This window comes from Chloroflexota bacterium (assembly GCA_016235055.1).
In the GTDB taxonomy this organism is placed as follows: domain Bacteria; phylum Chloroflexota; class Anaerolineae; order JACRMK01; family JACRMK01; genus JACRMK01.
The window spans coordinates 1-25,852 of the sequence record JACRMK010000047.1; the positions used below are offsets into that span (position 1 = coordinate 1).

The following is a 25,852-nucleotide window of genomic DNA, read 5'->3' on the forward strand; positions in this document are numbered from 1 at the left end:
TCCCAACGAAGTTGGGAGGGGGTCGGGGGGAGGGCAGCGCCACTTTTTCGGCGGGCCAGCTTGCGCGACAAGCGCCTGAGAGCCAGCGCATCGCAAGCGGCATTGGAAAGTACCCGTACAAAGCCAAATTGAGAATTGCTGAGAGCGCGCTCGACCCCTTGACATCGCAGCTCATTTGTAGTACTATATCGGCATCGGATATATCCGGTGGAGATACAGTATGCCGATACCCTATTCTGAGACGCCTCTACCGTTGCCGCCTGCGGCGTTCCATATCTTGCTGGCGCTGGCGGACGGTGAAAAGCACGGCTATGCCATCATGCTGGAGGTCACCGCGCTGACTCGCGGTCACCTCAAGCTTGGACCCGGTACACTATACGGCACCATCAAGCGCATGCTGGGCAACGGCTGGATTGAGGAATCGGGCGATCGGCCCGCCCCCGAGGAAGACGACGAACGCCGGCGGTATTACCGCCTGACCGACCTCGGGCAAGCGGTAGCGCGCGCGGAGGCGACGCGCTTGGCGCGTCTGGTTGACATTGCACGCTCTAAAGGGCTGATGACCAAGCCGCGCCCGGCCGGCGTGAGGAGCTTATGACTGGCGACCCCTTAACGGTTTCCCTGCGCGTATTCCGGCAACTGCTGCGTCTGTATCCATCGCAATTTCGCTCCGACTATGGCGACGAGATGTTGCACGTATTCCGGCACGTGGTCAGCGACGAGTACACACAGGGCGGCGCGCGGAGCCTGACCGCATTGTGGTTGCGAACGGTCCCGGATCTCGTGGTGAACGCGGCAGACGAACACATACAAGAGGGGGGTGTGACAATGCGCTCAAATCTAATTCGAGTTTTTGCATTGGCCGGGCTGGCCAGCGGCGCGCTCTTGATTGCGTACAGTCTGATCGCCAATATGCGGTCTCCCGGCATCGTAAATGGTCCGCACCGCGACTTGGATGACATCGGCATTTGGTTTATCTGGGGCTTGCTGCTGTTTGCTGCAAGCATGCTGGGCGTATTTCTGCACTTGTCCCGCTGGTGGTCCCTGCCGACAAGGGTCATGTGCTTGCTTGCTGTGTTCGGACCAGTCCTATCAATGCTATCCGGTCTGCTCAGCGACTACTTTCTCGTTTTCATAGCAGGCTACTTATTGATGGTCGGTGGTCTGCTCTTCACCGGTGTGCTGCTGCTGCGCCAGCAGGGCATGCAGATGTTCGGGTGGCTGCTGCTCAGCATCGGCGGCTCGTGTCTCTTCTTCAATTCGGAAGATGCGCGCGTGCTGTTTCTCGCCATCGCCGGCATGTTGATCATGGCGCTGTCGGTGGTGCTCATCAGGGGAGTACCGCAAGATAGGAGCGAACCGCCGCTGGCGGCATAGTCGGTCGCGACGCTGCTCCGCGACACCTCCATCAGTCAGCTCGTTTTTTTCAGAATCGCCGCAAACCGCTTCATCCGGCGGTTCCTCGTTTTGAGGGAAAGGGAGGAAGGGTTATGAGAAGGATTCTGGTATGGGGTGCGCTGATCGGGTTCTGCCTGGCGGCATGGGCGGGCAGCGCGGCGGCGCAGACGGCGAGCGCCACCGCCGAGTTGAAGAACGCCGCAGGTCAGGTAGTCGGCACGGCGACGCTCGTGCAGGCGTCGGGCGGCGTGCGCGTGACAGCCAGCGTGAAAGGGTTGCAGGCTGGCAAGCACGGCATTCACATCCATGCCGTGGGTAAATGCGAAGGTCCCGACTTCACAACCGCCGGCGGGCACTTCAACCCGGACGGCAAACAACACGGCGCGCAGAACCCGGCTGGAGCGCATGCAGGCGATCTGCCGAACCTGACCGTCGCCGTCGATGGCAGCGGCGCGTATGATGCGACCGCGGCGAAGGCAACGCTGGCGAGCGGAGCGCCCAATTCATTGTTTGACGCCGACGGCAGCGCCCTCGTGATTCACCTGAGTGAAGACGATGAGAAAACGGATCCGACCGGCAACAGCGGTGCACGCATCGCCTGCGGCGTGATTGCGCTCTCCGTACTGCCGCAGTCCGGCGCAGACGGCACGCTGCCCGCGCCGCTGTGGCTTGCGGCCATTGTGGGGGCATGCGCGGCGCTGGGTGCCGCCTGGCGCTTGCGTCGCGCATAGCGCCCGGCAGACATGGCTAGTCGCGATGCGCCCGCGTGTGCGGGCGCATCGCTTTTTTCTTGCGAGGACGACGCTCGCCACGCGCTAGCGCGCGTGAGGTCAGTCGGCCCATGCCATTCTCCGGCTGGACGCCTAACACACGCTTCGCTATGCATTTGAGTCTCGGTCTGGACTTGTTGTTACGGGTGTTCCTGCAGCTGATCCGGCGGTAGGCATATGCGGGCAAACAGTGGGACTATGATCCTATTGCGTTTGCGTCCCAACTGTGTTTGACAAACACCCGCATAAGTACCATGATACATATTGAATTACGGCTGCGAGCGCCCGCGCGGGCGCCTCGCTATTGCGCGTTGCTAAAAGGAGGGCATCTATGAATGTGCAACGCAGGTTATTCGTCGCTCTTGCTCTCGTTCTCTCCGTGGCGACGCTCCTTGCGGCGCCGGCGGCGCTGCAGGCCGCCGTGAACGAGCCCGGCCAGGCTGATGAGGGCGTGATGGCGGTTGTCGACATGGTCGGCTACGGCATCGGCGGACCAGGGTGGAACGTGCCGCTGGACACGCCCGGCCTGGTTAATCCGGCAGACAGCATGGACGGGTTGACGACCGTGGCGATGCTGCCGGCGGCAAGCCCGGCGCCGGCTCCCGCTGCGACGAACGTAATCGTGCTCTGGACGTACGGCGTCAAGCGCGGCGACACGCTGTCGGCCATCGCGAAGCGGTATGGTACCACCGTCGGCACGCTGGCGACCATCAACCGCATCCGCAACGTCAACCGCATCTATGTCGGCCAGGCGCTGAAGATCCCGAAGGTCGTGGACGTTACGACGACCGACACCGGCACGACCGATGCCACCACCGACGTCATTCCGGGCAGCGTGCACACGGCTATCTGCAACCCGCTGATTAGCGTGACCGCGCCGCAGGTGAACGAGACGCTGGCTGGCAACTCGGTGCAGATCGTGGGTTCGGTCTCATTGCCGGCCGGTTTCGACCCGGGCTCGAGCGGCTTTTCGTTCTACAAGGTCGAGTGGGGCCAGGGCGTGAAGCCGATCCTGTTCAACGTGATCAATGACGTTCACTACAACACGGTCAGCGGCTCGACGCTTGAGACATGGGACATCACCAACCTGCCGAACGACGTCTACACGCTGCGCCTGTACGCCGTTAGCTCGCGCGGCAACTTCCCGCCGCCGTGCGAAGTGCGGGTCACGATCCAGAAGTAACCCAACCGCAGATCGAGTATTGCGGCCGGCCAATGATGTCCGGCCTTTTTGTTGCCTGCGCCCGGTCGCGGGTTGGCTGAACTGGGATGAATGGCTGTGCAGTCCCGAAGTGTTTCTGACGAGCCGCCCAGCGTCGGAGGCGCGCCGGCGAATCCCTTTCGGGTCTCGACGCTCGGAGCGGCGCTGGCAGTTCGTCGGTATACCCGCAATTCTCTATAACTTTGACAGTCATCCCGGCTGTGCTATACTGTGCCTGTCCCTGTGGAGGGATGGCAGAGTGGACGAATGCGGCGGTCTTGAAAACCGCTATGGCGCCTCGCGTCATCGGGGGTTCGAATCCCTCTCCCTCCGTCGGCCAGCCGCCTGCGCAGCACAATCAGGCTGGCACGAGGACACGATTGGGGAGGTGGCCGAGTGGTCGAAGGCGCCCGCCTGCTAAGTGGGTATAGGGGTGTAAAACCCTTATCGCGGGTTCAAATCCCGCCCTCTCCGCCAAATGGTAACGGCTCGCCCCAATCCGGGCGAGCCGGTTGATTTTTATCGGCCCGACCATCCTCTGCGCTCGATTTCCGACTATGTCCTGGGTTTACCTGATGATCGCCATTGTTTCCGAGGTGATCGCCACGTCGACGCTGAAAGCCACCGCGGGTTTCACCCGGCTGATTCCGTCCGTGATCGTCGTGCTCGGGTACGGCGCTTCGTTCTACTTCCTCTCCCTGACGCTCGACGAGATTCCGGTCGGCATCAGCTACGCGATCTGGTCGGGCATCGGCATCGTGCTCATCGCCGTGATCGGGTTGGTGGTATACAAACAGGCGCTGAGCATCCCGGAGATCATCGGGCTGGTACTCATTGGCGTCGGGATCGTCGTTATCAACCTGTCGTCCAGCAGCACCGCGCATTAGCGCCGGCTCAGTTCATAGCCCCATGCAGATCCTCGCCATATCCGATATTCACGGCAACCGTTCGCAACTGCGCGCCATCCTGGCGCAAGCCCGCCCCGCCGACCTGATCGTGCTGGCGGGCGACCTGACGCACCTCGGCAACCCCGACGAGGCGCAAGCGATCGTCGCGCTGTGCCGCCAGCACACACCGGAGGTGCTGACGGTGACCGGCAACTGCGACGACGCGCTGATCGAGAAATACATGGCGCTGGACGGGCATTCATTGACCGGCGCGGGGCGCATGGTGAGCGATACCGGTTTCTTCGGCGTCTCGGCCGCGCAACCGTTCATCGGCAACACCTGGGAAGTCGATGAGAGCCAGTTGGCGGCCTGGGCTGCGGCCGGCCATGCCGCCGTGGCGGACGCGCCGCGCAAGGCGCTGATCTCGCATCCGCCGCCGCACGGTTTCGTGGATATGTCGTACCACAAGACGCATGGCGGCAGCCGCGCCGTGCGCGAGGCGCTCGACCGGTACCGGGTCGACCTGCTGGTGTGCGGACACATTCACGAGGCGCGCGGTGTGGCCGCCTACAACGGCACGATGATCGTCAACTGCGGCCCGGCGTGGATGGGCTTCTACGTCGAGGTCGATTGGGACGAACGTCCCGTGGTTCAACTGCGGATGGCGGCGTAATACCGATTCCACTTGATGCTGTTCCCATCGAACAATCATGCATGACAGGACAAGGGGACGTTCTCAAGTCGAAACAGGTTGACTTCCGGATTTTAGGTCCTTCGCGCGCGCAGCGCCATGGAAGTGGTGGATACCGCCTGCGCGCTCAGGATGACCTTCATTGGCTCGTTCGGTTCCGTGATCTACTGGGACATGGTCGCGTCCTACCGGCATAACGACCCAAATACAACAAAAAGCGGGGGACGCCAGCACCAGGCGTCCCCCGCGCATTTCAACACGTTCAGTTCTGCAGCGGCGTCAGATAGAGCGTCGTGCCGCTGACCCAGTAGAGCCGTCGGGTCGCCTCGTCGATGGCCAGCCCGCGCAGGTCGCTCATCGACTGCGCATCGTCGGGCTTGTACTGGCGCACATATTCGCCGGTCTTGTTGAACTGCACGATGCGGCGGTTGCCCGCATCGGCCACCCACAGCGACGGCGAATTCGCCTGCGCCACGATCGCGACCGGCTTCCGCAGCGGCGTGTCCAGCCCGCGTTTGTCGAACGCGACCAGGTTGCCGGCGTCGAACTTCATGATCGTGCCATCGGCCAGCGCCACCCACACAAAGCCATCGACCGCCATGCCGGTCGCCCCGGCGAAATCGACATGCTGCAACGGCGACAGGTAGTCCACTGGCGGCGTCTTGTACTCCTCGCCGGTCGGCGCGAACTTGAGGATGCGGTTGGCCTTGGCATCGAGCACATACAGGCTGCCGTTGAACGACTCGCCGAAGGTCGCTTCCTGCCAGCCGGGCGCCACGGCGACCGACAGCACGGTGATGCCGCGCGCCGGCGCGTACTCGATCACCTGCTTCTGTGCGGTCAGCGTGAGCAGGCCGGTGGAGATGCGCCCGCCGCCCGCCGTGCCCCAGAAGATATCCGACAGCGCCCCGACCACGATCGAGCCGCGCTCATCCCCCTGCCGCATCACGACCGGATTCGGCGACGGCACCGGCGACGGCGAGCGCGTCGGGGTTGGCTGCAACTGGTCGCGCGCATCGTTCAGCAGGAACTTGTACAGGCGGTGCGTGCCAGAGTCCAGCACGTACAGCTCGTTGCCGCGCGCGACAACGGCGCCCGGTTTGCTGCCCGGTTCGTCGAACGTATACAGTTGCGGGTGCAAATAGAACGTCGTCGCCTTGTTGAGCACGTCCAGTTCTTTGCCGACCTGCCCCTGCAAGTCCCTGGCACGCGAGTCGCGCACCGCGCTGTCCGACGGCTGGATTTTGATCGCATCATTCAGCAATGCAGCCGCCTTCTCCAGGCCGGTGCGCCGCGCGTTGCCTTCGCTGGCCATCGCCGTCTGGTAGGCGCTGGTGGCCTGCGCCACCAGATCGGAATAGCGCCGGGTGTTGTCGGCGTTGCTCCGGAACCACATGACGGCGCCGAGCGCAATGACGACCGCGGGCAGTCCGAACGCCATGAGCCTGGCGAAACTGGAGTCCAGCGGGTTGTTGTTGTATTCCACCCGGCGCACCGACGGCGTCACGCGCGGCGTCGTGGATTCGTGCTCCGGCAAAGCACGCACGGCGATCGCCCCGCCGATGCGCAGGAACGCCGCCAGCGCCTTGGCGAGATATAGCACGGAGATCGCGACCACCTCAAGGTACGGCCGCAGATCCGGCAAGTGGAACTCGCGGGGCGGCTTGGCTTCGGCCGGCGGGTGCGGCACGGCCAGCGTCAGTCCAACGCGCGATGGCCGCGCTTGCGGCTCAGGATCGGGCACGCGCGGCTCTCGCGGGGCAGATGACTTTTCGACAGCGGGCACCGCTTCGCGCGCGGTGCGCCGGTTTGGCGTCGGCACAGCCGCTGTGCGCGCGTCGGATGGCGCAGGCTCAACGGCGCGCGCGCGCTGCATGTTCGCCGCCGGTATGGCCGACCGGCTGGCTGGCTGGCCGGACGGCTCAATGGCCAGGACGGTAAAGTCGACGTCGGGTGCCAGGCGGTGCAACGCCGCGCCGGGGTCGGCTTCGGACAGCGCCTCCGCGATCAGCAGTTCACCCACGTCGCGTGCCACCGTCGCGGTCGCCAGCATGAGCTTGTCGTCTGCATACAGCCCGATACGCAGCAGGTCGGGGTCGGATTCGCCGAGGCCGCCGCGCATGTGCCGCAGTACCTCGCCGCCGGTATCGCCATCCAGCCAGACCGATTCCAGCGGCCAGCGCATCAGGTGGCCGTCGCGCAGAATCCAGCAGGCCGCCGGTTCCACCTGCGCCAGCAGCGCCTCGTCTTTCTGGATGATCAGCGCGGTCAATCCGCACTGGGCGCCGGGCGACTGACGCAGCACCTGTCCGGCGGCGCGGACCACCTGCTGCAGCGCGCCGGTCAGGCTGCCGCGCGCGCGGCGATAGGTCTCGTCAATGGCGAAGATAATCCGGGCGGCCAACGCATCGTCGGCGCCCGTTTCGACAAGCACGTAGAGCGGCGGTCGCTGGGGAACGTCCGCGACGCTGAGGATATTCGGTGCTCCGGCACTTCCTTGGCCGTTGCGCACACGAAAGCGGGTAATCGCAGCTTGTCGGCTCATCGAGGGATCGCAGCTATTGTACCATAGTTCGCGCGTGCCATGCCAGCGTAGTTTTTGCGGACGGTGTATACGGGCATTTCCCCGTTCCGGCGGCCCCGGAATACCAGGAGCCACCTTCCACAAAACCCGTAGATGCGGCACAACATCGCGGCTGCGCCTCGATCCGCAGGGTGTGCGGTCCCTGCCAGCGCACAGCACGCATGTTTGTATGGTGCGGACTGTCCGAACCGTTCGACTGACTCCCCTTCGACAAGCTCAGGGCACGCCTGTGACAAGGTATACCCGAAAAGTGTCGGAGGCACGATGTCGCCGCCACGAAATAACCCGTCATTCCGGCATGGTTCTGGCCGGAATCCACTCAAAACAGTGACTCTGGTTATGGAGAGAGTGGATGCCGGCTAACTACCTGCCGGCATGACGATTGGTCGCAGCCGCGACAGTTTGTTGGTATACCCCTGTGACAAGTCTGAGGTCGCGTCAGCGCTCGAGTAGTATAGTATACTGCGATAGACCAAACGCACACGGGGAGGCAGACAATGGGCATCTACGAATCGCTCGGCGTGACGCCGATCATCAACGGCACCGGCACGTTTACGCGGCTGGGTGGCACGCTCATGCCGCCGGAGGTCGTCGAGGCGATGGCGCAGGCCTCTCGGCAGTTTGTCGCCATTGAGGACCTGCAATACCGCGCGGGCCAGGCGATTGCCGGTATGGTTGGCGCCGAGGCGGCCTACATCACGTCAGGCTGCTACGCGGCGGTTGTGTTGTCGGTGGCAGCCTGCATCACGGGTGGCGACCCGGCGCGCATGGATCGCCTGCCGCGCACGGAGGGCATGAAGCACGAGGTGATCTTGCTCGCATCGCAACGCAACTCATACGACCACGCTATCGAAGTAGCTGGCGGCCTGATTGTCGAAGCCGGCCACGCCGATGGAGCGACTACAGACGATGTCGCCGCCGCGATCACACCGCAGACGGCCGCCGTTGTCTTCTGGCCGGACTGGCCGGGCACGACGCTGACCATCGCGGATATCGTCGCCGTCGCGCGCCCGCGCGGCGTGCCGGTCGTCGTGGACGCCGCCGGGCGGCTCGGCGTACCGGAGCGATTGAAAGCCTACGTGGCGCAGAAGCCGGATCTCGCCTGCTTCAGCGGCGGCAAGCACATCCGCGGGCCGCAGGTATCCGGCTTCGTCTGCGGGCGCGCCGATCTGATCTCGGCCATCGCGTGGCAGCACCTCGACATGGACTTCACGCCCGCCGTCAGCGTGTCGCCGCGCGCGCTGCTCAACGTGGAGCAAATGCCGTTCGTGCCACGCCAGGGCATCGGGCGCGGATTCAAAGCCGGTAAAGAGGAGATCGTCGGACTGGTGACGGCGCTGCAGTTGTTCATACAGCGCGACCAGAGCGCCGAGCGTGCGCGCTGCGAGCGGGCCATCGGCGACGTCATCGCCGGGCTGGCCGGCAACCCGTTTGCGCGCGCCGAGGCCGTGCCGGGCGACGGCTATTCACAAGTGCGCGTGGTGCTGAACGAGGCGGCGCTGGAGATGAGCGCCTACGAGTTTTGCCTGGAGTTGAAACGCGGCGCGCCGCCGATCCATCCGAGCGAGCGCGAACTGGAGAACGGCGCACTCGTCTTCAACCCGTTCAGTCTGGTCGCGGGCGACGCGCAGACGATCGCGCGGCGCATTAGCGAGATCGTCGCGCGGGCGCGGCCCGGCTAACCCTCGCCGTCGTCGCCGCGCATCAGCCGCTCGGCGCGCTGCAGGAGTTCCTGCGCGCGCGCGGGCGGCACCTTCTTTTCATCGAAGTAGCGCGCCAGCGCCTCGACGGGCGTCAACCCCTCGACGCCGGCCGCCCCCAGCCGCACGCGGTCGGTCTGCCGCACCTCGCGCGTGATGCCCGCCACATGCCACGCTGGCTTGAGCGCCTGCCGGATGTCGTTATCGCGCAGCAGCCCGGCCCTCTCCGGCGTCGTGCGAATGACGAGTCGCACGATCGCGCCATCGATGCTGCGCGACTGGATTGCGGCCAGCACATCGGTCGTCGGGTCGTCCGACTCGGCGTCGGCGCGGATCGTGACGAACGGGCGCGCATGGATGCGCACGAACTGCCAGTCGGCGCGGCCGCGCGCCAGGTCGACGAGCACGAACCCTTTGTCGTCGTTCTCTTCGCCAAAGTCGATGCGGTCGAGGCTGCCCGGGTAGATCACCGGCGGGTTGCTGTTGAGCACTTGGTGCTTGTGGATGTGTCCGAGCGCCACATAATCAAACGCCGGGTGCGCGACGATGCTCGGCGGCAGGACCAAGTCGGCGCCCAGCATCACGCTGCGCTCGGAGCCATAGGTGGCGCCCTGCACCGTGCCGTGCGCGGCCAGGATGGCCGGCACGGCCGGGTCGAGCTGCTCGATCAGGTCCTCGACGATGCGCGCGACCTTCTGCACCATGACGCGGTTGAGCGCGTCAAGCGACAGGTTCTTGAAATCGTCGCGCGCCAGGATCGTCGAGCGCACCAGCCATGGCAGCGCCACGATCTGCACCGGACCGTGGGCCGTTTCGATGCGGTAAATGTCCGGCTTCGAGGCCAGCGTGACGCCCGGCACGTCGAGCGTGGCGAAGATCTCGACCGAGTTGGCGCGCCCGGCCGCGTTTGGCAGGTCGTGATTGCCGACCAGCAGGAAGACCGGGATGCCGGCCGCGCGCAGCCGGTTGATGCGCGCCACAAACTCGCGCTGCTGCGTCGGCGATGGGTCGCGCGTGCGGTAGGCATCGCCGGCGAACAACACCAGGTCGACCGGCGCGGCCACGGCGGCGTCGATCAACTCGTCGAGCGAGTGCAGGAAGTCGAGCAGACGCGTATGCAGGCCGGTGGCCGCGTCGGTCCGGCCGTAGTTCTCCATGCCGAGGTGCAGGTCGGCAAAGTGCAGTATCTTCATCGGCGCTGATTCTACACCCATTGGCCGCGATGCGGCTATCTGGCTATTCGGTCAGGGTATACCGCCAAACTGTCGGAGGCACAACGGATCGTCATGCCGGCATGGTGTTAGCCGGCATCCACGCCAACCGCAACCCTGAGCGTCTGTGTCGAACCGCTTGAGTGGATTCCGGCCAGAAACATGCCGGCATGACGGATTGGCCAGCCGTGCGGCCCCGACACTTTTGCGGTATACCCGTCTGGCCGCCCGCAATTCGATTTGCGCGGGAGGGGGCGGATATGTATAATACTCGCGCCGTATTTCACAAGACCTCCAGCAAGGAGCGTGGCGATGCTCTCCGATTATGCAGCCGTAGGCGTATTCCTTTTAGTGGTTTTGACCATCCCGTTCGGCGGCTACCTGGTGACGTGGCTCCTGCGCCCCAAAAAGCCGTACGCGCTCAAGAACCAGACCTACGAGTGCGGTCTCGAAACGGTTGGCGATACGTGGGTGCAGTTCAAGGTGCAGTACTACATCTATGCCCTCGTCTTTGTCGTCTTCGACATCGAAACCGTGTTCATCTACCCCTGGGCGGTTGCTTACAACGCCGTCGGCATCTTCGCCATGATCGAGATGATCGTTTTCGTCCTGATTCTCGTCGTCGGTTTGCTGTACGCCTGGCGCAAGGGCGCTCTGGAGTGGATTTAACCGCTTGATTCGGATACGATATCTATGACTCCCATCAAAGAGTTGGACATCATTTACTGGCCGTTCCGGGTCATCGGCAACTTCCTGTATGACCTGCTGAATGGCCTGATCGTCAAATCGCTCGGTTGGCCGGGCTGGGTCGTGCAGTTGATCATGATCCTGCTGGGCGTCACCTTCGTGGTCGTGTTCGCCATGGTGACCATGATGTTCCTGACGTGGCTGGAGCGCAAGGTCATCGGCCGCATCCAGGACCGCATCGGCCCCAATCGCGCTGGCCCGTTCGGGTTGCTGCAACCGGTCGCCGACATGCTCAAGTTGTTTACGAAGGAAATGATCGTGCCGGACCGCGCCGACAAGATCGTTTACTATCTGGGACCGGCGATTGTCGTCGTCCCCGCCTTTCTGATCTTCTCGGTGCTGCCGTTCGACCAGTCGGCGATCATCGCCGACCTGAACATCGGCTTCCTGTTCATCGCCGCCATCGGCTCCACCTCGACCATCGGTCTGCTGATGGCCGGCTGGGCGTCGAACAACAAGTACGCCCTGCTCGGCGGCATGCGTGCCGTCGCGCAATTCGTCTCATACGAGATCCCGCAGGTGCTGTCGGTCGTCGGCGTGCTGCTCCTGGCCGGCTCCCTGCAGATGGGCAAGATCGTCGACTCCCAGGCGTACGTCTGGAACGTCTTCCTGCAGCCGGTGGCGTTCGTCATCTTCCTGATCGCTTCGATCTCGGAAATCAACCGCACGCCGTTCGACCTGCCGGAAGCGGAGTCGGAAATCATCGCCGGCTACCACACCGAGTACGGCGCGATTGGCTTTGCCTACTACCAACTCGCCGAGTTCATCAACATGTTCGCCGTCTCCGCCATCGGCGCGACGCTGTTCCTCGGCGGCTGGCAGGAGCCGTTCGGCATCAGTTGGCTCCTCGGCTTCCGCCTCGTGCCGGGCATCGTTTGGTTCATCGGCAAAACGTACCTGCTGGTCTTCGTGATGATCTGGCTGCGCGGCACGCTGCCGCGCCTGCGCGTGGATCAACTGATGAACTTCGCGTGGAAGGTGCTGGTACCGCTGGCGCTGGTCAACCTGGTGCTGGCGGGCGTGGGCATCAGTCTCTCGGACTATATATTCACGTTGATCTATGGCGCGGCGCCGAAGGCGGGCTACACGTCAGCCAACTACTTTGCGGGTTGGTGGACGGCGGTCCCGGTCTTCGTCGTGCTGAACGTGATGATGTACTTCACGTTCCGCGCGCTCTACCGGCGGCCGAAGGTGCAGCGCCGCACGGTCACGATGGTTTCGCGCCCGGCGCCCAGCCAGCCGGTGGCGGGCGGCGGCTCGTAGCCGCGAGGCTCCGAACTCTAACTAGCGGAAGGCGTTCATGGAACTAATCGTCTTTCTGGGCGCGGCCGGCATCGCCGTCATCGGCGCGGCCCTGCTCGTCTCCCTGCACAACCTGGTGCGCGCGGTGCTGGCGATGATCCTGTCGTTCACGGGCGTCGCCGGCCTGTACCTGCTGCTGAACGCCGAGTTCCTGGCGGCGGTGCAGATTCTGGTGTACGTCGGCGCGGTCGCTATATTGATCCTGTTCGCCGTGATGCTGACCAACCGGGTCTCCGACCCAACGCAGCCGGTCAACAACAGCCAGGCGTGGCTCAGTTTTACCGTCTCGTCGGCGGTCTTCGTGCTGCTGATGGCCGTGATGGCCCCGCTCAAATGGCCGGAATTGCCCGATGTCCCGAACCTGCCCAACACCACGGTGCAGGTCTCGTCGGTTGCCAATCTCGGCGCGCAACTGCTCAGCACGTATCTGCTGCCGTTCGAGGTGGCGTCGGTCGTCCTGCTCGTGGCCCTGCTCGGCGCGATCATGCTGGCGCGCGAATAAGCGCCTGAACCCTTCGGAGTGCATGCGTCATGTCTCTTAACGGCTTTTTGATCGTCAGCGCGCTGCTGTTCAGCATGGGGCTGTACGGCGCGCTTGCGCGGCGCAACGCCGTCGCAATTCTGATGGGCGTCGAACTGATGCTGAACGCCGCCGTCATCAACCTGGTCGCGTTCTGGCGCTATATGAACCCGAACGCCCAGTTGACCGGGCAGGCGTTCGCCATCTTCGTCATCACGCTGGCGGCGGCTGAAGTCGCAGTCGGCCTGGCGCTGATTATCGCCATCTACCGCAACCGCAACACGGTCGTGGTCGAAGATGTCGATATGATGAAGGGTTAGCGCGACAGCCGCCGATGAACGATAATCGCCGTGGCTGCCTGGGCGGCCTGCTCGAGTTGTTCCTGCTAACCACGCTATTCGACTGGCTGCAGGACCGCTTCGGGTTCGGCCGAGGCTGCTCCTGTACAGGCATTGGCTGCGGATTGATTATCCTGCTGTTTTTCATCTGCGCGCTCTGCTCAATTGTCACCGGGGTTGACTGGACGAGAATCGGATTTTGAGAGCGCGCGAACGCTGGTAAGCTAAAGCCTGTCAAACCTGACAGGCTTCATTTTTTCGATACAATCCGCCCATGAAACTTTCCGACTTACTTGCCTCCCTGCCCGGCCAACCGCTGTCCGCTGGCAGCCCCGACCCCGTGATCAACGCCATCGTGAGCGATTCGCGGCGCGTGCAGCCCGGAGCGCTGTTCGTCGCCTACGAAGGCGTCAGCCTTGACGGGCACCGCTTCATCGCCGACGCGCTGGCGCGCGGGGCGGTTGCACTGGTCATCGAGGAAAAGCACCGCGCCAGCCTGCCCGCCGGCGTGCCGGTGGCGGTCGTGCCCGACGGGCGCGAGGCGCTGGCGCGCCTGGCGGCGGCCTGGCATGGCTTCCCCTCGCGGCGTATGCGCATCGTCGGCATCACCGGCACCGACGGCAAAACGACCACCTCCTCGATCCTCTGCGCTGTCCTGCAGACGGCCGGCTTCGAGACCGGGCTGGTCAGCACCGTGGCTGCGTTCATCGGCGAGAAGGCGATCGACACCGGCTTCCACACCACCACGCCCGACGCGCCCGACCTGCAACGCTACCTGGCGCAGATGGCCGACCTGGGCGCGCAGTACGCCGTGATCGAATCGACCTCGCTGGGTCTGGCGCAGAAGCGGCTGGCCGCGGTGGAGTACGACGTGGCGGTCGTGACCAACATCACGCACGAGCACCTGAACGACCACCACAACTCGTTCGACGAGTACCGCAGCGCCAAACGCATGATGTTCGAACAGATGCTGTCCAGCGAGCGCAAGCCCGGCGTGCCCAAGGTGGCCGTGCTGAACCGCGACGACTCGTCGTATGAGTTCCTGCGCGCCATCCGCCCGGACGTGCAGTTGTCGTACGGCCTGCACCCGGCGGCCGATGTGCGCGGCGAAGCCGTGCGGCATTCGCCGGCCGGCGTCAGCTTCACGGCGCACCTGCCGTCCGTGGGCCCGCTTACGATCGAGTCGCCGTTGATCGGCAACTATAACGTCTACAACATGCTGGCCGCGCTGGCAGTCGGCTGGTCGCAGGGGCTCGCCCCTGACGTGATCGCGCGCGGCATCAAGGCGGTGCGGCAGGTGCCGGGCCGCATGGAGCGCATCAACCGAGGGCAGCCGTACACGGTCATTGTGGACTTCGCGCACACGCCCAACGCGCTGGAAAACGCGCTTAAGACCGCGCGCGGGCTGACGGAAGGCAAGGTCGCGGTCGTGTTCGGCTGCGCCGGGCAGCGCGACGTGCAGAAGCGCCCGATGATGGGCGAAATCGCCGCGCGGCTGGCCGACCGCGTCGTCCTCACGGCGGAAGACCCGCGTACCGAGCCGTTGGACGCGATCCTCGACCAGGTCGCCGCAGGCTGCGAGCAGGCCGGCGGTTCGTACACCCGCGTGCCGGACCGGATGGAAGCGATCCGCTTTGCGCTGTCGCAGGCCGCGCCGGGCGACGTGGTCATGATCACCGGCAAGGGACACGAGCGCTCGATGTGCTTCGGCACGACCGAGTATCCCTGGAGCGACCAGGACGCGGTCAAGCAGGTGCTCGGCTGATGACGCGGCGGATCGCGGCGCTGTTCGTCGCCGCGCTGTTCATGCTCGCCTGCGCGTTCGGCGAGGTCGCCACTCCGGAGCCGACGCGCCGTCTCACCCGCACGCCGCAGCCGTTCACGCCCGAAGCACAGACTATAGCCACCGCTATCCCGGTCCCGTCGCCCACGCCCGACCTCAGCGCCGAGTTGTGCCCGCTGACCGGCCTGCGCGATCCGGCCAAACCGTGGCTGGCGCGGCGGCCGCTGCTATTCAAGATCGACAATAGCCCGCCGGCGCGGCCGCAGTCTGGCATCAGCCGGGCGGATATCGTCATCGAGCATCTGGCCGAAGGCGGCGTGACCCGCTTCGATGCGGCGTTCTGGTGCAGCAGCGCCGACGAGATCGGGCCAATCCGCTCGGCCCGCATCATCGACCTGGACCTCGTCGCGATGTTCCAGGCCGTGCTGGTGCATGTCGGCGCCAGCAATGAGAACCTCGCGGCCCTGCGCGCCGCCTATGGCAACCGGCTGATGGACGAGGGCACGGACAAAGCGGCGTTCCACCGCACAAGCGACCGCGAAGCGCCGTACAATACCTACACGAGCAGCGAGGGCGTGCAGGTGCTGCTGCCGGGCCGCACCATCGCCCAGACCGGCATCGCGCTGAAGGGGCTCAAGTTCGGTGAGGCGGTCCCGGGCGGCGGCAAGCCGGCGGCGCGGGTGCATGTGCCGTACGACCGGCAGTTTTCCGATTCGACCTGGGAATACGCGCCCGATGCGAAGCAGTTCAAACGCGGGCTGATGGGCGAACCGCTGATCGACGCCAAAGCGGGACAGGCGGTGCAGGTCGCCAATGTGGTCGTGTTGTTCGCAGAGCACACGGTCACCGATATTGTCGAAGACTCGCTCGGCTCGCGGTCGATCCAGATCGAGCTGAAGGGCAAGGGGCGCGCGGTCGTGCTGCGCGACGGGCAGGCGTTCGAGGGCCAGTGGTTGCGCGATGACCCGAAGGGTTTCATCCGTTTCACCGATGCGAACGGCCGGGACATACCACTGCGGCCGGGCCGCTCGTGGTGGCAGGTTGTGCCGACGGATCTGAAACTGACGTATCCGTAGGGGCCGACGGTCGGGCGCACACATAGGTGCGCCCCTACCGGTTCGCCACGTGTAGGGGCCGACCTGCGTGTCGGCCCGGCAAATCCAAAGACCCGCAACGTCGCGGGCCACACAAGGAGGTGCGATGAACGCGTTTGTCTTGAGCGGGGGCGGCAATCGCGGCGCGCTGGAAGCCGGCGCGCTGGTCGCGCTGTTCGAGCGCGGCATCCGTCCTGATATCCTGGTCGGCACATCGGCCGGCGCGGTCAACGCGGCGGCGCTGGCGCTTAACCCGACGCTCGAAGGCGCGCAGCAGGTGGCCGCGATGTGGAAGACGATGAAGCAGAGCGACATCTTCCCGGGCAACTGGCTGACCTTCGCGTGGCGATTCCTGACCGGCGCCGACAGCCTCTCGCCAAACGATAACATCCGCAAGTTGATCGAGCGGCAACTGCCGCCCGGCGTGCGCACCTTCGGCGATATCCAGGGCGTTAAGCTGTACACGACGACCGCGAACATTAACACGGCCGAGATCTTCGTGTACGGCGACGATCCGTCCGCTCTGCTCGTCGATGCGGTCATGTCGAGCGCCGCGCCGCCGCTGGCGCTGCCGCCGATCGTCATCGACGGCTACCAGTATGTGGATGGCGCGGTGTGCGCCGACGTGCCGATCAGCATTGCGGCGCAAAAAGGGGCGACGGACATTTACGCCGTCAATGTCGGTACGGGGGCGTTGCCGCGGAAGAACATCCACGGCATCGTCAATCTCGTCCAGCGCTCGATCGCGGTCACCGTGTACCAGCAGTTGCTGAACGACCTCGACGATGTGTGGCAGAACCCGTCGATCCGCCTGCACTACGTGCCGATGCAAACGTACCCGGAGATCGCGGACTTCGATCACGCGCCGCTGTTCATCGACGAGGGCTACCGGATCATGAAGGCGTATCTGGACGGCCAGCCTCCGGACGCGGTCGTCGTCCCGCTGGAGGCAACGCCGCCGCCGGGGGCCGTCAAGTGGGTGCGGTCACGACGCTGGAAGTGACGCGGGAGGTTGGGTTGTCGTTGTGTTAAATCGAACGCTACCCTACGGCCAACGGCGCTTCTCGACCATCGCGCAGGCATCATGTACAAGTTGCAGGCCGTTGGCTTCGCAGTAGGCGATCGCGGCGGACGATTCGGCGCCGGGCTGCATCCAGATGCGCGTGAAGCCGAGTTCGCGGCACTGGCGCACGACCATCTCGGTCTGTGCAGGCGGCACGACGATGTCGATGACCTCCGGTACCACCGGCAGGTCGGCGAGCGAAGGGTACGCTGGTTCGCCCTCAATGATCGTTTCTTTGGTGTTCACGGCATACACGATGTAGCCGGCGCGGCGCAGATCGCGCAGTATCTTGTTGCCGAACTTGCGCGGGTTGCCGGTCGCGCCGACCAGCGCCCACGTGCGGCGGTTGACGAAATCGCGGATTAGATATTCCACCGGGCTATTATCCTGTGGGGAGTAAACAGTGAACAGTGAAGAGTGAGCAACCGGCGCATCAAGGCCGCATACTGTTCACTGTTCACCGTTCACTTGATTATACATGGAACGGAGTCTGTCTTTGAACCGGAACTGGTTGTTAATGTTGCTGGTCTTTGTGGCGGGCACGGCGTCGCTGGCGTCAGAGGTCGCGGCGTCGCGCTTGATCGGGCCGTTCTTTGGCACGTCGGTGCTCGTCTGGGCCATCCTGATCGGCAACACGCTGGTCTATCTGACGATCGGCTACGCGCTCGGCGGGCGGCTGGCCGATCGCCGTCCCAGTGAGCCGGCGCTCTACTGGATCGTGGCGCTGGCCGGCTTCGCGCTCGGGCTGGCGCCGTTCGTTGCGCGGCCGGTGCTGCTGCTGGCCTGGCAGGGCTTCGCGACGTACGACGCGGGCGTGCTGGGCGCGACGCTGGTCGGCTTCAACCTCATTTTCGCCGTGCCGACGATCCTACTCGGCATGGTGTCACCGTACGCGGTCCGGCTGACGCTCGGCAAGGTGGCGCAGGCCGGACAGTCGGCCGGATCGGTTTACGCGCTGTCCACACTGGGCAGCATCGCCGGCGCTTATGTCCCGGTCTTCCTGCTGACGCCGCGCACCGGCGCGCGCCTGACGTTCGTCATCGTGGCGGCGGTGATGGCGCTGGCCGCGTTTGTGCCGTCGCGCTGGCGGCGCACCGCGCTGATCGTCACCGCCGGGTTCGCCACGCTCAGCGTCGAGTTGACCGCGTCGCGCGTGCTTGGGCCGGACTTCGGCACGTCGATCCAGATCTGGGCCGTGCTGATCGGCATGTCGCTGTTGTACCTGACGCTCGGCTACGAGTTCGGCGGTCGGCTGGCCGATCGCTGGCCGAATGAGGGCGCGCTGCGGCGCGTGGCGCTGGCGGCGGCGGGCTTCATACTGCTTGTCCCGCTCGCCTCCGGACCGGTGCTGTCGGTCACGCGCGGGCTGTTTGCCGGCGCCAGTTGGGGCTATATGGTTGGCGCGCTGGCGGCATTCAATTTGCTGTTCGCCATCCCGATTCTCCTGCTCGGCATGTTCCCGCCGTTCGCCATCCGGCTCTCCGGCCCGCTGCAGGCCGTCAGCGGCGCGGGCCACACGGCCGGCTCGCTGTACGCGCTCTCGACGGTCGGCAGCATCGTCGGGACGTACGCGCCGGTGCTGGTGCTGGTGCCGCTAATCGGCACACGCAACACCTTCCTGCTGTTCGCGCTTGCGCTGCTCGCCGTCGCCGTGCTAGGGCTGGCGGTGCGCGCCTCGAAGCAGGCGCCGCTGGCGGGCGGCCTGGTGGCGGTGCTGGCCGTGGCAGCATTCGCCTTCCCACAGTCCTATATCAAGCCGCTGGAAGAAGGCGGCAAGCGCACGCTATACGAGACCGAGTCGCTCTACAACTACATTCGCGTGATGCAGTATGGCGACTACACAATTCTGGAGCTCAACGAAGGCCAGGCGATCCACTCACTGTACAACCCGCGCGAGTTCCTGACCGGCGGCGTGTGGGATTACTTCCTCGTCGCGCCGTACTTTGCGAACGACGAGCGGCCGGCGAACGTCAAGAGCATGGCGCTGATCGGCTCGGCGGCCGGCACCGTCGCCAAGCAGTACACGCGCGTGTACGGCCCGATCACGATCGACGGCGCGGAGATCGACCCGGAGATCGTCTCGGTCGCCCGGCAATACTTCGGCATGACCGACCCCAACTTCACGGTGTATAGCGAGGACGGGCGCTACTTCCTGCGCAACACACAGCGCAAATATGACGTCATTGCGGTGGACGCGTATCGCCCGCCGTACATCCCGTTCCACCTGACGACGCGCGAGTTCTTCGCGGACATCAAGGCGCACCTGAACGAGAACGGCATCCTGGTCATCAACGCCGGGCACACATTGAGCGACTACGGCCTGGTGGACGTGCTGGGCTCGACGATGAAGGCCGAGTTCCCCAACGTGTACGCGCTCGACGTGCCGATGCGCGGCTCGACAGTCGGCAACTCGCTCGTCATCGCGACCCGGCAGCCGACGAAGCTGGCGAATTTCAAGGCGAACCTGGCCGCCGTCAACGATCCCGTGCTAAAGCAAATTGGCGACAGCGCGGAGAACGTGCGCGAGGTGACCGCCATGCCGGTCGTGTTCACCGACGACCTGTCGCCGGTTGAGGAAGTGGTGCACCGCGTGCTGATCAACTTCATCCTGACGGGGCAATAACGTCAACGGATGATCAACGGATAAACGGATGTGGGCCGCTCAGCTGCAGGGAATCCGATGAGGCTTCGCGCAGTCGCGCTCGTCAATCCGTTTATCCGTTTGCTATCCGTTGACAAACACATCGACACCAGCCCCTGCGAGCTTCCGGAAAGCCGCAGGGGCTTTGTTATTGGCGTCGATTCGCGTTATTCGCGGATTGTTGGTTGTGGCGCGGACAGTTGCACGTCGCGCCAGGCGACCAGCGCGAAAAGCACGCAGCAGGCCGCCACGTCTACGCCGAGCACCAGCGGCAGTGTGCCCGGCCCGGCCGGCTCGAACCACTGCCCGATCAGCCACGGGATGAGCATGTTGCCGGCGCTGGCGCCGACGAAGAACCACCCGGTGACGGCGCCGGTGATGGTCATGTGCCGCGCGGCGAGGCTGATCGTCATGGGGAAGATCGACGCCATGCACAACCCCACCCCGGCAGCGCCGATGGCGGTCAAAACGAAACTGCTGCTGCCCGCCGCACCGATAAGCCCGATGCAGAGCAGGCATCCCGCCAGATCGATTGCGATCAGCACAGCCGGCCGCACGCGCATCGATAGGGGAATCGCGAGCAACCGCCCCAGGGTGAAGGTCCCCCAGAACAGCGACGTCAGGTACGCCGCTACCGTTTCGTCGCTCAAGCGCAGCGCAACCGCATAGCTGTAGACCCAGCCGCCAAAGGCCGACTCGGCGCCCGAGTTCCCGAAGAAGAAGATGACGATCAGCGCCAGCAGCAAGCGGTTGGTCCGCACCACCCCGCCGTGCTGCTCGGCGTGACGCGCGGCGGGCGGCGGCAGGCGAAACAGCCACGCGATGCACGGGATGAAGAGCAGCGACAGCGCCCAGTAAGCGCCGGCGATGCCGCCGCTCAGGATAATCGCTGCGGCGACGACCAGCGGCGACAGGAACGCGCCGATGCCGAAGAAGAAGTGCAGCGCGTTCATGAACGGCCCGACGCGCTCGCGGATCGCCCAGACGATCAGCGTGTTGCCGCCGACATCGAGCGCGCCCTCCCCCATGCCGAGCACGAACAGCGCGGCCGTCAGCGCCGGCAGCCATGCAAGCAGCGGCGCCAGCGCCATCATCGCCGCGATCAACGCCAGCATCGCGGCCATCAGGCGATGACCGGGAATGCGGTCGTAGGCGCGCCCGCCGAAATACGAGCCGACGAGGTAGCCGAAAGCGCGCGCGGTGAACAGGAAGCTGATTTCGTTCAGCGCGGAACGGGTCTGCGTGGCTAGCCCGGGCAGCGTGGGTCCCAGCGATGCAGCGGTGAGCCCCAGCGCGATGAAGGCCAGGTAGTATGCGGCCGCCTGCTGGTACGGCAGCGGCATGGAGCGAAGCGCGCGCGTGTCAGTCCTCCGAGGCGATCTTGACGAACCGCGCGTGATAATAACGGCTCTCATGCCGAAAGTCAATGCGCCCGCAGCGTCAGGTATAACGGCAAACTGTCAGAGGCCAAGAAACCGGCCGCGGCCTAACAACTTGTCATTCCGGAACGCTTTTGGCCGGAATTCACTCGAACGGGGTAACATCGGGGATGAGAGCAGCAATTCTCATTTTGGCTTTGGACAGGTATTTTCCAATGCCGGCTTGCTATGAACTGGCCCCTGGTACTTGTCACGCAAGCTGGCTCGACAAGAAAGCGGCGTTGCCCTCCCCATTAGCTTTTCCCCTTCTCCCCGCGCGCGCGGGGAGAAGGGGCCAGGGGATGAGGGGCATACTGGCGACCGACTCCAAAATGAGAATTGCTGGGATGAATCGCTATGAGGACATGGCCAAGTTGAAATAGTATTAGAGTGGATGCCGGCTAACTTGCATCCTGTGCCGCGCCGCGCAGCGGCGCCGACGCACCTGTGGCGCGTGGCACAGGACATTGCCGGCATGACGAGCCTGTGCGTTTCGACAGATTGTCGGTATACCCTCGCGCCACCGGCGTATGAACGACAGAAACAGATCGCGAGCATACTCAAACGCGCCAATGTCGCAGCGGCTCGTCAACCAGCAGGCTTTTGACCGAAAGACAAGCGCCATTAAAATCAGTGAACGTCAGAGACAAGGTTCACCGATCAAGGTTGCCATGAAAGATGTGCTGATTTCGCAGATGCCGCTGCTGGCTTCATTGCCCGCGGACGAATTGGAGCGCCTCTCGGCCACGCTGACCGTGCGCGTGTTTCCGGCGGGCACGGTGCTGTTCCGCGAGGGCGAGCCGGGCACGGTATTGTACAGCATCGTCGAAGGGCAAGCGCAGATCGTCAAGGCGCTTGGCACCGACGATGAGCGAGTCATCGGCGTCTGTGGACCGGGTGATTTCGTCGGCGAGATGAGCCTGCTGTCGCCAGACGCGCACCGCACGGCCAGCGTACGCAGCGCCGGCGAGTTGCGGGCGCTGGAGTTACCGCTCGCAGAACTCAGCGCCGTGCTGAAGCGCTATCCGGAGGTCGGCTATCAGTTGGTCGCCACGCTCAGCCGGCGACTCGATGCGACCAATGTCGCCACGATCCACGACCTGCATGAGAAGAACGTCGAACTGAGCGCATCGCACGGACAGTTGTCGCAAGCCTATAGCCAACTCAAGCGCACGCGGCATTTCGCCATCGCCTTGCTGGTCGTGTTGCTGCTGATTGCCGCGGCCGTCGCCGGGCTGCTCGCGTACTATCAGTTCGCGGTGCGCACCGCGCTCGAAACACCGTCCGATCTGCTGCTGACGATGGCCCAGGTTGGCCGCACGTTGAATGTGCCGGCCGAAGCCGACGCACTCAAGAACCCGATCCCGCTGACCTCCGACGGCGTCGTTATCGCGCGCCGCACATACACTGGTCACTGCAACACCTGTCACGGGCCGGACGGCAAGGGCGACACGCCGGTTGGCACGCATACATTTCCGCGCGCGTCGGATTTGACGGCGGCGCAGACGCAGGGACGCCCCGACGGGGCGCTGCACTGGCTTATCGAAAACGGCTCGCCGCGCACCGGCATGCCGGGCTGGAAGGGCACCCTCGACGAGGAAGAAATATGGCAACTCGTGTCGTACATGCGCCTGCTGGCCGAGGGCCAGCAGGCGATCGTGAAGCGCCTGCCGACCCCCATGCCCAGGCCGAGCGCACCGCCGGCTCCACCCACGCCCACCGCCGCACCCGGCGCCACGCCGGTACAGGCCGCGCGCACGTTCACCGTGACGATTGACGACTACCAGTTCGTGCCGGCGGAGTTGGTGGTGCCGGTCGGGTCAACCGTCGTGTGGGAGAATAAAGAGGGCGATTCGCACAACATCATCTCGCTCAGCAAGCCGCCGTTCCTGGAATCGCCATTGCTGTACTTCCGAGGCACGTACGCCGTGGTCTTCAACACGCCCGGGACGTACACGTACGCTTGCACCTTCCACGACTTCATGCACGGCACGGTGGTGGTGCAGTAGCGCGGCCGGGGGCTCCGGAAGCGACCTGCGTGCCGCCGAGCATCACACGCCGCGCGTCACATGCGCCGACACGGCAAGCCAGCGCCCTTCCCGGCGCGCCCACACATCGGTGTAGCGCCCCGACGCCGCGCGTCCGTCCGGCAGTGTGTAGTTGGTGCGGGCATGGATGATGGCAACGTCGCCCATGATCCTGATCATGACGTCGTGCGCCGCGAGGTGCGAGATCTGAACCGGCGCCGCCGTCTGCTTCAGGAAGCCCTCCCGGTCCACCAGCGATCCGTCGGGATTGGAGCAATAGAAGTCCTGCGCCAGAATCGCGTCGAAGCGCTGTACGTCCGAGTGCTGAACCGACCGGATATAGTCGTCGTTGAGCGCGAACAGCGTCTCGTAGGCGGAACGGGGCGTGCTGTCAGCGTGCATAAGGCGCCTCCCTTTTGATGGCGTTCAGCGCAGCGGGTGACCACGTCTACCGGGCTTGCGCACGAAACAGGACAGTCCGCGTTCATCTCTCATGGCGCGCGAAGTTCATCCCAGCAACGCGCCGGCTCGCCTGCAGACGATTAACCGATAGGCTCCGCATTGGCTAGCCGCGCTTCCATGTCCAGCACGTCGATGACGCGCTTGTAGAGCGTCTCAGCGGCTTCGTGCGTGTCGGCAATGGCCGTGAAGCCAACGCTGCCCATGTCGCCGATCGCCGGCAGCATATGCAGGACGATGCCGGTCTGCGTCGTGTGATCGAAATGCAGCTGGTGGCGGCTGACGATATCGAACAGGTCCTCGGACGTGAACACGCGATACGCCGGCGATGTGAGATGGTCGGTCGCCACGTAGCACTTCTCGTGGCCAAGCGCGGTTCTGAATACCGCATTCTCCGAATCGTACATGCCGTCGGTCAGGTACGCCAGTGTGAGGAACGGGTGCGTGGTGCCGCCCTTGCGCAGGTTGATCTCGATGGCATAGACCTGCCATTCGCCGCCGTCGCCGCGCACGGCGACGAAGTCGAGCGCGAAACGGCCGACGATGCCTTCTTTGGCGAAGCGCCGCCCGACCTTCGCAGCCTCGCGCATGATCGCCGGCCCGTACTCGGCGTTGGCCGGGAAGCGGCAGCCGAGGTACGATTGCCCGCTGGGGCCGCCAAGCATCTGGTCGTGCGTCGAAAGCAGTTCGACCTGGCCGAGCGGCGTAGCGCGCAACTGCGTGCTGGGGCTGTGGAAGTCGGTGCCGCTGATCAGCTCCTCGACGATGCCGCCGCGCTCGCGCAGCTTGTCGATGTAGGCGTCGTAGCTCTGGCCCACCAGCTCGAACTTCATGGTGCGCAGGCGCTGCCCCAGCGCAGCCGCCTCGTCCGGATCGCCGGGCGGCGGCACGCCGTTCAGTTGGACGACCGCGTTGCCCTCACCGGACACGCCCTCATTCAGCTTGACGATCGCCTTCTGCATCGACGGGCGTTCGGCACGCATCATCGCCAGCGAGCGCACGATCTCGTCGGGCGCGTAGAGGTTCTCGTACCCGAGCGGATATGGCACGCCCTCTTCGCGGAACATGCGGCGGCTGCCACTCTTGGTGCCGAAGGCGAAGTATTCCGGGTCGGCGGCGTACATCGGAATGCCGAGCCGCAGCGCCAACTCGCGCTCCGTGTCGGTCGTGTTGTACGGCACCAGGTGCGCGCGGTCGAGGTCGGGAATCAGCGAGCGAATCTTTTCGATCAGGCGCGGGCGCTCCAGCAGCTTCTGCGAGAGCGTGCGCGGCGACGAGTCCTGCGGCGCAATGAGGAACAGGCGCTTGCGCGCGCTGCTGATGACCGCGCCGGGCAGGATCTGCAGGTAGTAGTCGATCGTGCTGGGGCGGATCTCCTGCGAGGTGACGTAGATCAACCGGATGTCGGGCTGGCGCAGCAGGAACAGCATGAACAGGAAGCGCTCTTCGTAGGACTGCAGCTCCGAGCCGACCATCGAGGCGCTGTCGATCGACATGGACGGGATGACGACGACCGTGTTCTGCTCTTCAATCGAGCCGCCGGGCGTGCTGCGTCCGATGGCGTTCCAGAGCGGCACCAGTTTTTGCTGGAGCGCGGTGAAGCGGGCTTCCACTTCGGCGTGGGTGGCCGGTGTGCTCATGACGTTCCTCCGGAAGGACAAAGGAATAGTAACGGCGCGCGGCGCACGCCGCGCACGACAATGCCGAGTATGATATGAGTGTTACGGGGATAAGTCAATTTGCGCGCGATGCGCCTGTGCATAGCGGCGCGCGCGTCGTGCTATAATGGCTCGACACTGTGCCCGGTCGGCCCAATGAAGGCGCCTTACCGCCGCAGCCGATGGTGTCGCAGATCCGGGCGGTGCTGCAGCGCTATCAGAGCGCCGGCGGGCGCGTGCAGATGGAGATGTTCGAGGGCTCCGGACACGGCCCGCTCTTCGATGCGGCCAAGCGATGGAGTGCGCTGTATTTCGGGTTCCTGCAGTCGATTGCGTAGCAGTCCGAGGTGCGTGCGGCGA

Annotated in this window: 24 protein-coding genes and 2 tRNA genes; 20 read left to right on the top strand and 6 right to left on the bottom strand. The window is 64.7% G+C overall.

Annotated elements, in window-relative coordinates:
• Window positions 1-220 precede the first annotated feature (220 nt).
• The 8 genes from HZB53_11265 (at window position 221) to HZB53_11300 (ending at window position 4,929) form a co-directional block, all read left to right on the top strand.
• Window positions 221-598 carry a helix-turn-helix transcriptional regulator gene (locus HZB53_11265; GenBank protein MBI5878220.1) on the top strand — a complete coding sequence of 126 codons (378 nt, stop codon included), beginning with the start codon at window positions 221-223 and terminating at the stop codon, window positions 596-598.
• On the top strand, window positions 595-1,377 hold the full coding sequence (locus tag HZB53_11270) for a hypothetical protein (protein ID MBI5878221.1): 783 nt from the start codon (window positions 595-597) through the stop codon (window positions 1,375-1,377). Before HZB53_11265 ends, HZB53_11270 begins: the two co-directional genes overlap by 4 nt.
• A gap of 113 nt (window positions 1,378-1,490) precedes the next feature.
• Complete coding sequence (locus tag HZB53_11275) at window positions 1,491-2,129, top strand: superoxide dismutase family protein (GenBank protein ID MBI5878222.1); 639 nt, start codon at window positions 1,491-1,493, stop codon at window positions 2,127-2,129.
• A gap of 370 nt (window positions 2,130-2,499) precedes the next feature.
• Window positions 2,500-3,351, top strand: a complete 852-nt coding sequence (locus HZB53_11280; GenBank protein ID MBI5878223.1) for a LysM peptidoglycan-binding domain-containing protein — start codon at window positions 2,500-2,502, stop codon at window positions 3,349-3,351.
• 263 nt (window positions 3,352-3,614) lie between these two features.
• A tRNA-Ser gene (locus HZB53_11285) sits at window positions 3,615-3,702 on the top strand.
• A gap of 49 nt (window positions 3,703-3,751) precedes the next feature.
• Window positions 3,752-3,846 (top strand) — tRNA-Ser (locus tag HZB53_11290).
• 80 nt (window positions 3,847-3,926) lie between these two features.
• Window positions 3,927-4,256 (top strand): multidrug efflux SMR transporter, encoded by a 330-nt coding sequence (locus HZB53_11295; GenBank protein MBI5878224.1) that lies wholly within the window; start codon window positions 3,927-3,929, stop codon window positions 4,254-4,256.
• A gap of 22 nt (window positions 4,257-4,278) precedes the next feature.
• Window positions 4,279-4,929: a metallophosphoesterase family protein gene (locus tag HZB53_11300; GenBank protein MBI5878225.1), complete on the top strand. Its 651-nt coding sequence runs from the start codon at window positions 4,279-4,281 to the stop codon at window positions 4,927-4,929.
• Window positions 4,930-5,209: 280 nt separating this feature from the next.
• On the opposite strand, the gene HZB53_11305 is transcribed toward HZB53_11300, so the two are convergent.
• Window positions 5,210-7,492, bottom strand: a complete 2,283-nt coding sequence (locus tag HZB53_11305) for a hypothetical protein (protein MBI5878226.1) — start codon at window positions 7,490-7,492, stop codon at window positions 5,210-5,212.
• Window positions 7,493-8,028: 536 nt separating this feature from the next.
• Between HZB53_11305 and HZB53_11310 the strand changes: the two genes are divergently transcribed.
• Window positions 8,029-9,213 (top strand): hypothetical protein, encoded by a 1,185-nt coding sequence (locus HZB53_11310; protein ID MBI5878227.1) that lies wholly within the window; start codon window positions 8,029-8,031, stop codon window positions 9,211-9,213.
• Here HZB53_11310 and HZB53_11315 read toward each other — a convergent pair.
• Window positions 9,210-10,424, bottom strand: coding sequence for an exonuclease SbcCD subunit D (locus HZB53_11315; protein MBI5878228.1), 1,215 nt, complete (start codon window positions 10,422-10,424; stop codon window positions 9,210-9,212). The genes HZB53_11310 and HZB53_11315 overlap by 4 nt on opposite strands.
• Before the next feature lie 330 nt (window positions 10,425-10,754).
• On the opposite strand from HZB53_11315, the gene HZB53_11320 reads away from it, so the two are divergent.
• From HZB53_11320 to HZB53_11355, 8 genes are all read left to right on the top strand, one after another.
• Window positions 10,755-11,111, top strand: a complete 357-nt coding sequence (locus tag HZB53_11320) for an NADH-quinone oxidoreductase subunit A (GenBank protein MBI5878229.1) — start codon at window positions 10,755-10,757, stop codon at window positions 11,109-11,111.
• Window positions 11,112-11,264: 153 nt separating this feature from the next.
• The gene (gene nuoH / locus HZB53_11325; protein MBI5878230.1) at window positions 11,265-12,452 is read left to right on the top strand and encodes an NADH-quinone oxidoreductase subunit NuoH; all 1,188 of its coding nucleotides are present in this window, start codon (window positions 11,265-11,267) and stop codon (window positions 12,450-12,452) included.
• A gap of 37 nt (window positions 12,453-12,489) precedes the next feature.
• A complete protein-coding gene (locus HZB53_11330; protein ID MBI5878231.1) occupies window positions 12,490-12,993 on the top strand; it encodes an NADH-quinone oxidoreductase subunit J in 504 nt (167 codons plus the stop codon).
• A gap of 29 nt (window positions 12,994-13,022) precedes the next feature.
• A complete protein-coding gene (gene nuoK, locus HZB53_11335) occupies window positions 13,023-13,331 on the top strand; it encodes an NADH-quinone oxidoreductase subunit NuoK (GenBank protein ID MBI5878232.1) in 309 nt (102 codons plus the stop codon).
• 14 nt (window positions 13,332-13,345) lie between these two features.
• Complete coding sequence (locus HZB53_11340) at window positions 13,346-13,552, top strand: hypothetical protein (GenBank protein MBI5878233.1); 207 nt, start codon at window positions 13,346-13,348, stop codon at window positions 13,550-13,552.
• A 71-nt stretch (window positions 13,553-13,623) separates the two neighbouring features.
• Window positions 13,624-15,114, top strand: a complete 1,491-nt coding sequence (locus HZB53_11345; protein MBI5878234.1) for a UDP-N-acetylmuramoyl-L-alanyl-D-glutamate--2,6-diaminopimelate ligase — start codon at window positions 13,624-13,626, stop codon at window positions 15,112-15,114.
• Window positions 15,114-16,208, top strand: coding sequence for a DUF3048 domain-containing protein (locus HZB53_11350; protein MBI5878235.1), 1,095 nt, complete (start codon window positions 15,114-15,116; stop codon window positions 16,206-16,208). The genes HZB53_11345 and HZB53_11350 overlap by 1 nt, the downstream gene beginning before the upstream one ends.
• 124 nt (window positions 16,209-16,332) lie before the next feature.
• Window positions 16,333-17,229, top strand: a complete 897-nt coding sequence (locus tag HZB53_11355) for a patatin-like phospholipase family protein (protein MBI5878236.1) — start codon at window positions 16,333-16,335, stop codon at window positions 17,227-17,229.
• Between the two features lie 42 nt (window positions 17,230-17,271).
• Here the strand turns inward: HZB53_11355 and HZB53_11360 are convergent, their stop codons facing one another.
• Window positions 17,272-17,664 (bottom strand): CoA-binding protein, encoded by a 393-nt coding sequence (locus HZB53_11360; GenBank protein MBI5878237.1) that lies wholly within the window; start codon window positions 17,662-17,664, stop codon window positions 17,272-17,274.
• Between the two features lie 121 nt (window positions 17,665-17,785).
• Between HZB53_11360 and HZB53_11365 the strand changes: the two genes are divergently transcribed.
• The gene (locus HZB53_11365; GenBank protein ID MBI5878238.1) at window positions 17,786-19,912 is read left to right on the top strand and encodes a fused MFS/spermidine synthase; all 2,127 of its coding nucleotides are present in this window, start codon (window positions 17,786-17,788) and stop codon (window positions 19,910-19,912) included.
• 185 nt (window positions 19,913-20,097) lie between these two features.
• Here the strand turns inward: HZB53_11365 and HZB53_11370 are convergent, their stop codons facing one another.
• On the bottom strand, window positions 20,098-21,273 hold the full coding sequence (locus tag HZB53_11370) for an MFS transporter (GenBank protein ID MBI5878239.1): 1,176 nt from the start codon (window positions 21,271-21,273) through the stop codon (window positions 20,098-20,100).
• A 746-nt stretch (window positions 21,274-22,019) separates the two neighbouring features.
• On the opposite strand from HZB53_11370, the gene HZB53_11375 reads away from it, so the two are divergent.
• The gene (locus tag HZB53_11375) at window positions 22,020-23,357 is read left to right on the top strand and encodes a cyclic nucleotide-binding domain-containing protein (protein ID MBI5878240.1); all 1,338 of its coding nucleotides are present in this window, start codon (window positions 22,020-22,022) and stop codon (window positions 23,355-23,357) included.
• Window positions 23,358-23,399: 42 nt separating this feature from the next.
• On the opposite strand, the gene HZB53_11380 is transcribed toward HZB53_11375, so the two are convergent.
• Window positions 23,400-23,777, bottom strand: coding sequence for a nuclear transport factor 2 family protein (locus tag HZB53_11380; protein ID MBI5878241.1), 378 nt, complete (start codon window positions 23,775-23,777; stop codon window positions 23,400-23,402).
• 140 nt (window positions 23,778-23,917) lie between these two features.
• Entirely contained in the window at window positions 23,918-25,474 is a 1,557-nt protein-coding gene (locus HZB53_11385; GenBank protein MBI5878242.1) for a hypothetical protein, read from the bottom strand.
• A gap of 200 nt (window positions 25,475-25,674) precedes the next feature.
• On the opposite strand from HZB53_11385, the gene HZB53_11390 reads away from it, so the two are divergent.
• Window positions 25,675-25,830, top strand: coding sequence for a hypothetical protein (locus HZB53_11390; protein MBI5878243.1), 156 nt, complete (start codon window positions 25,675-25,677; stop codon window positions 25,828-25,830).
• Window positions 25,831-25,852 lie beyond the last annotated feature (22 nt).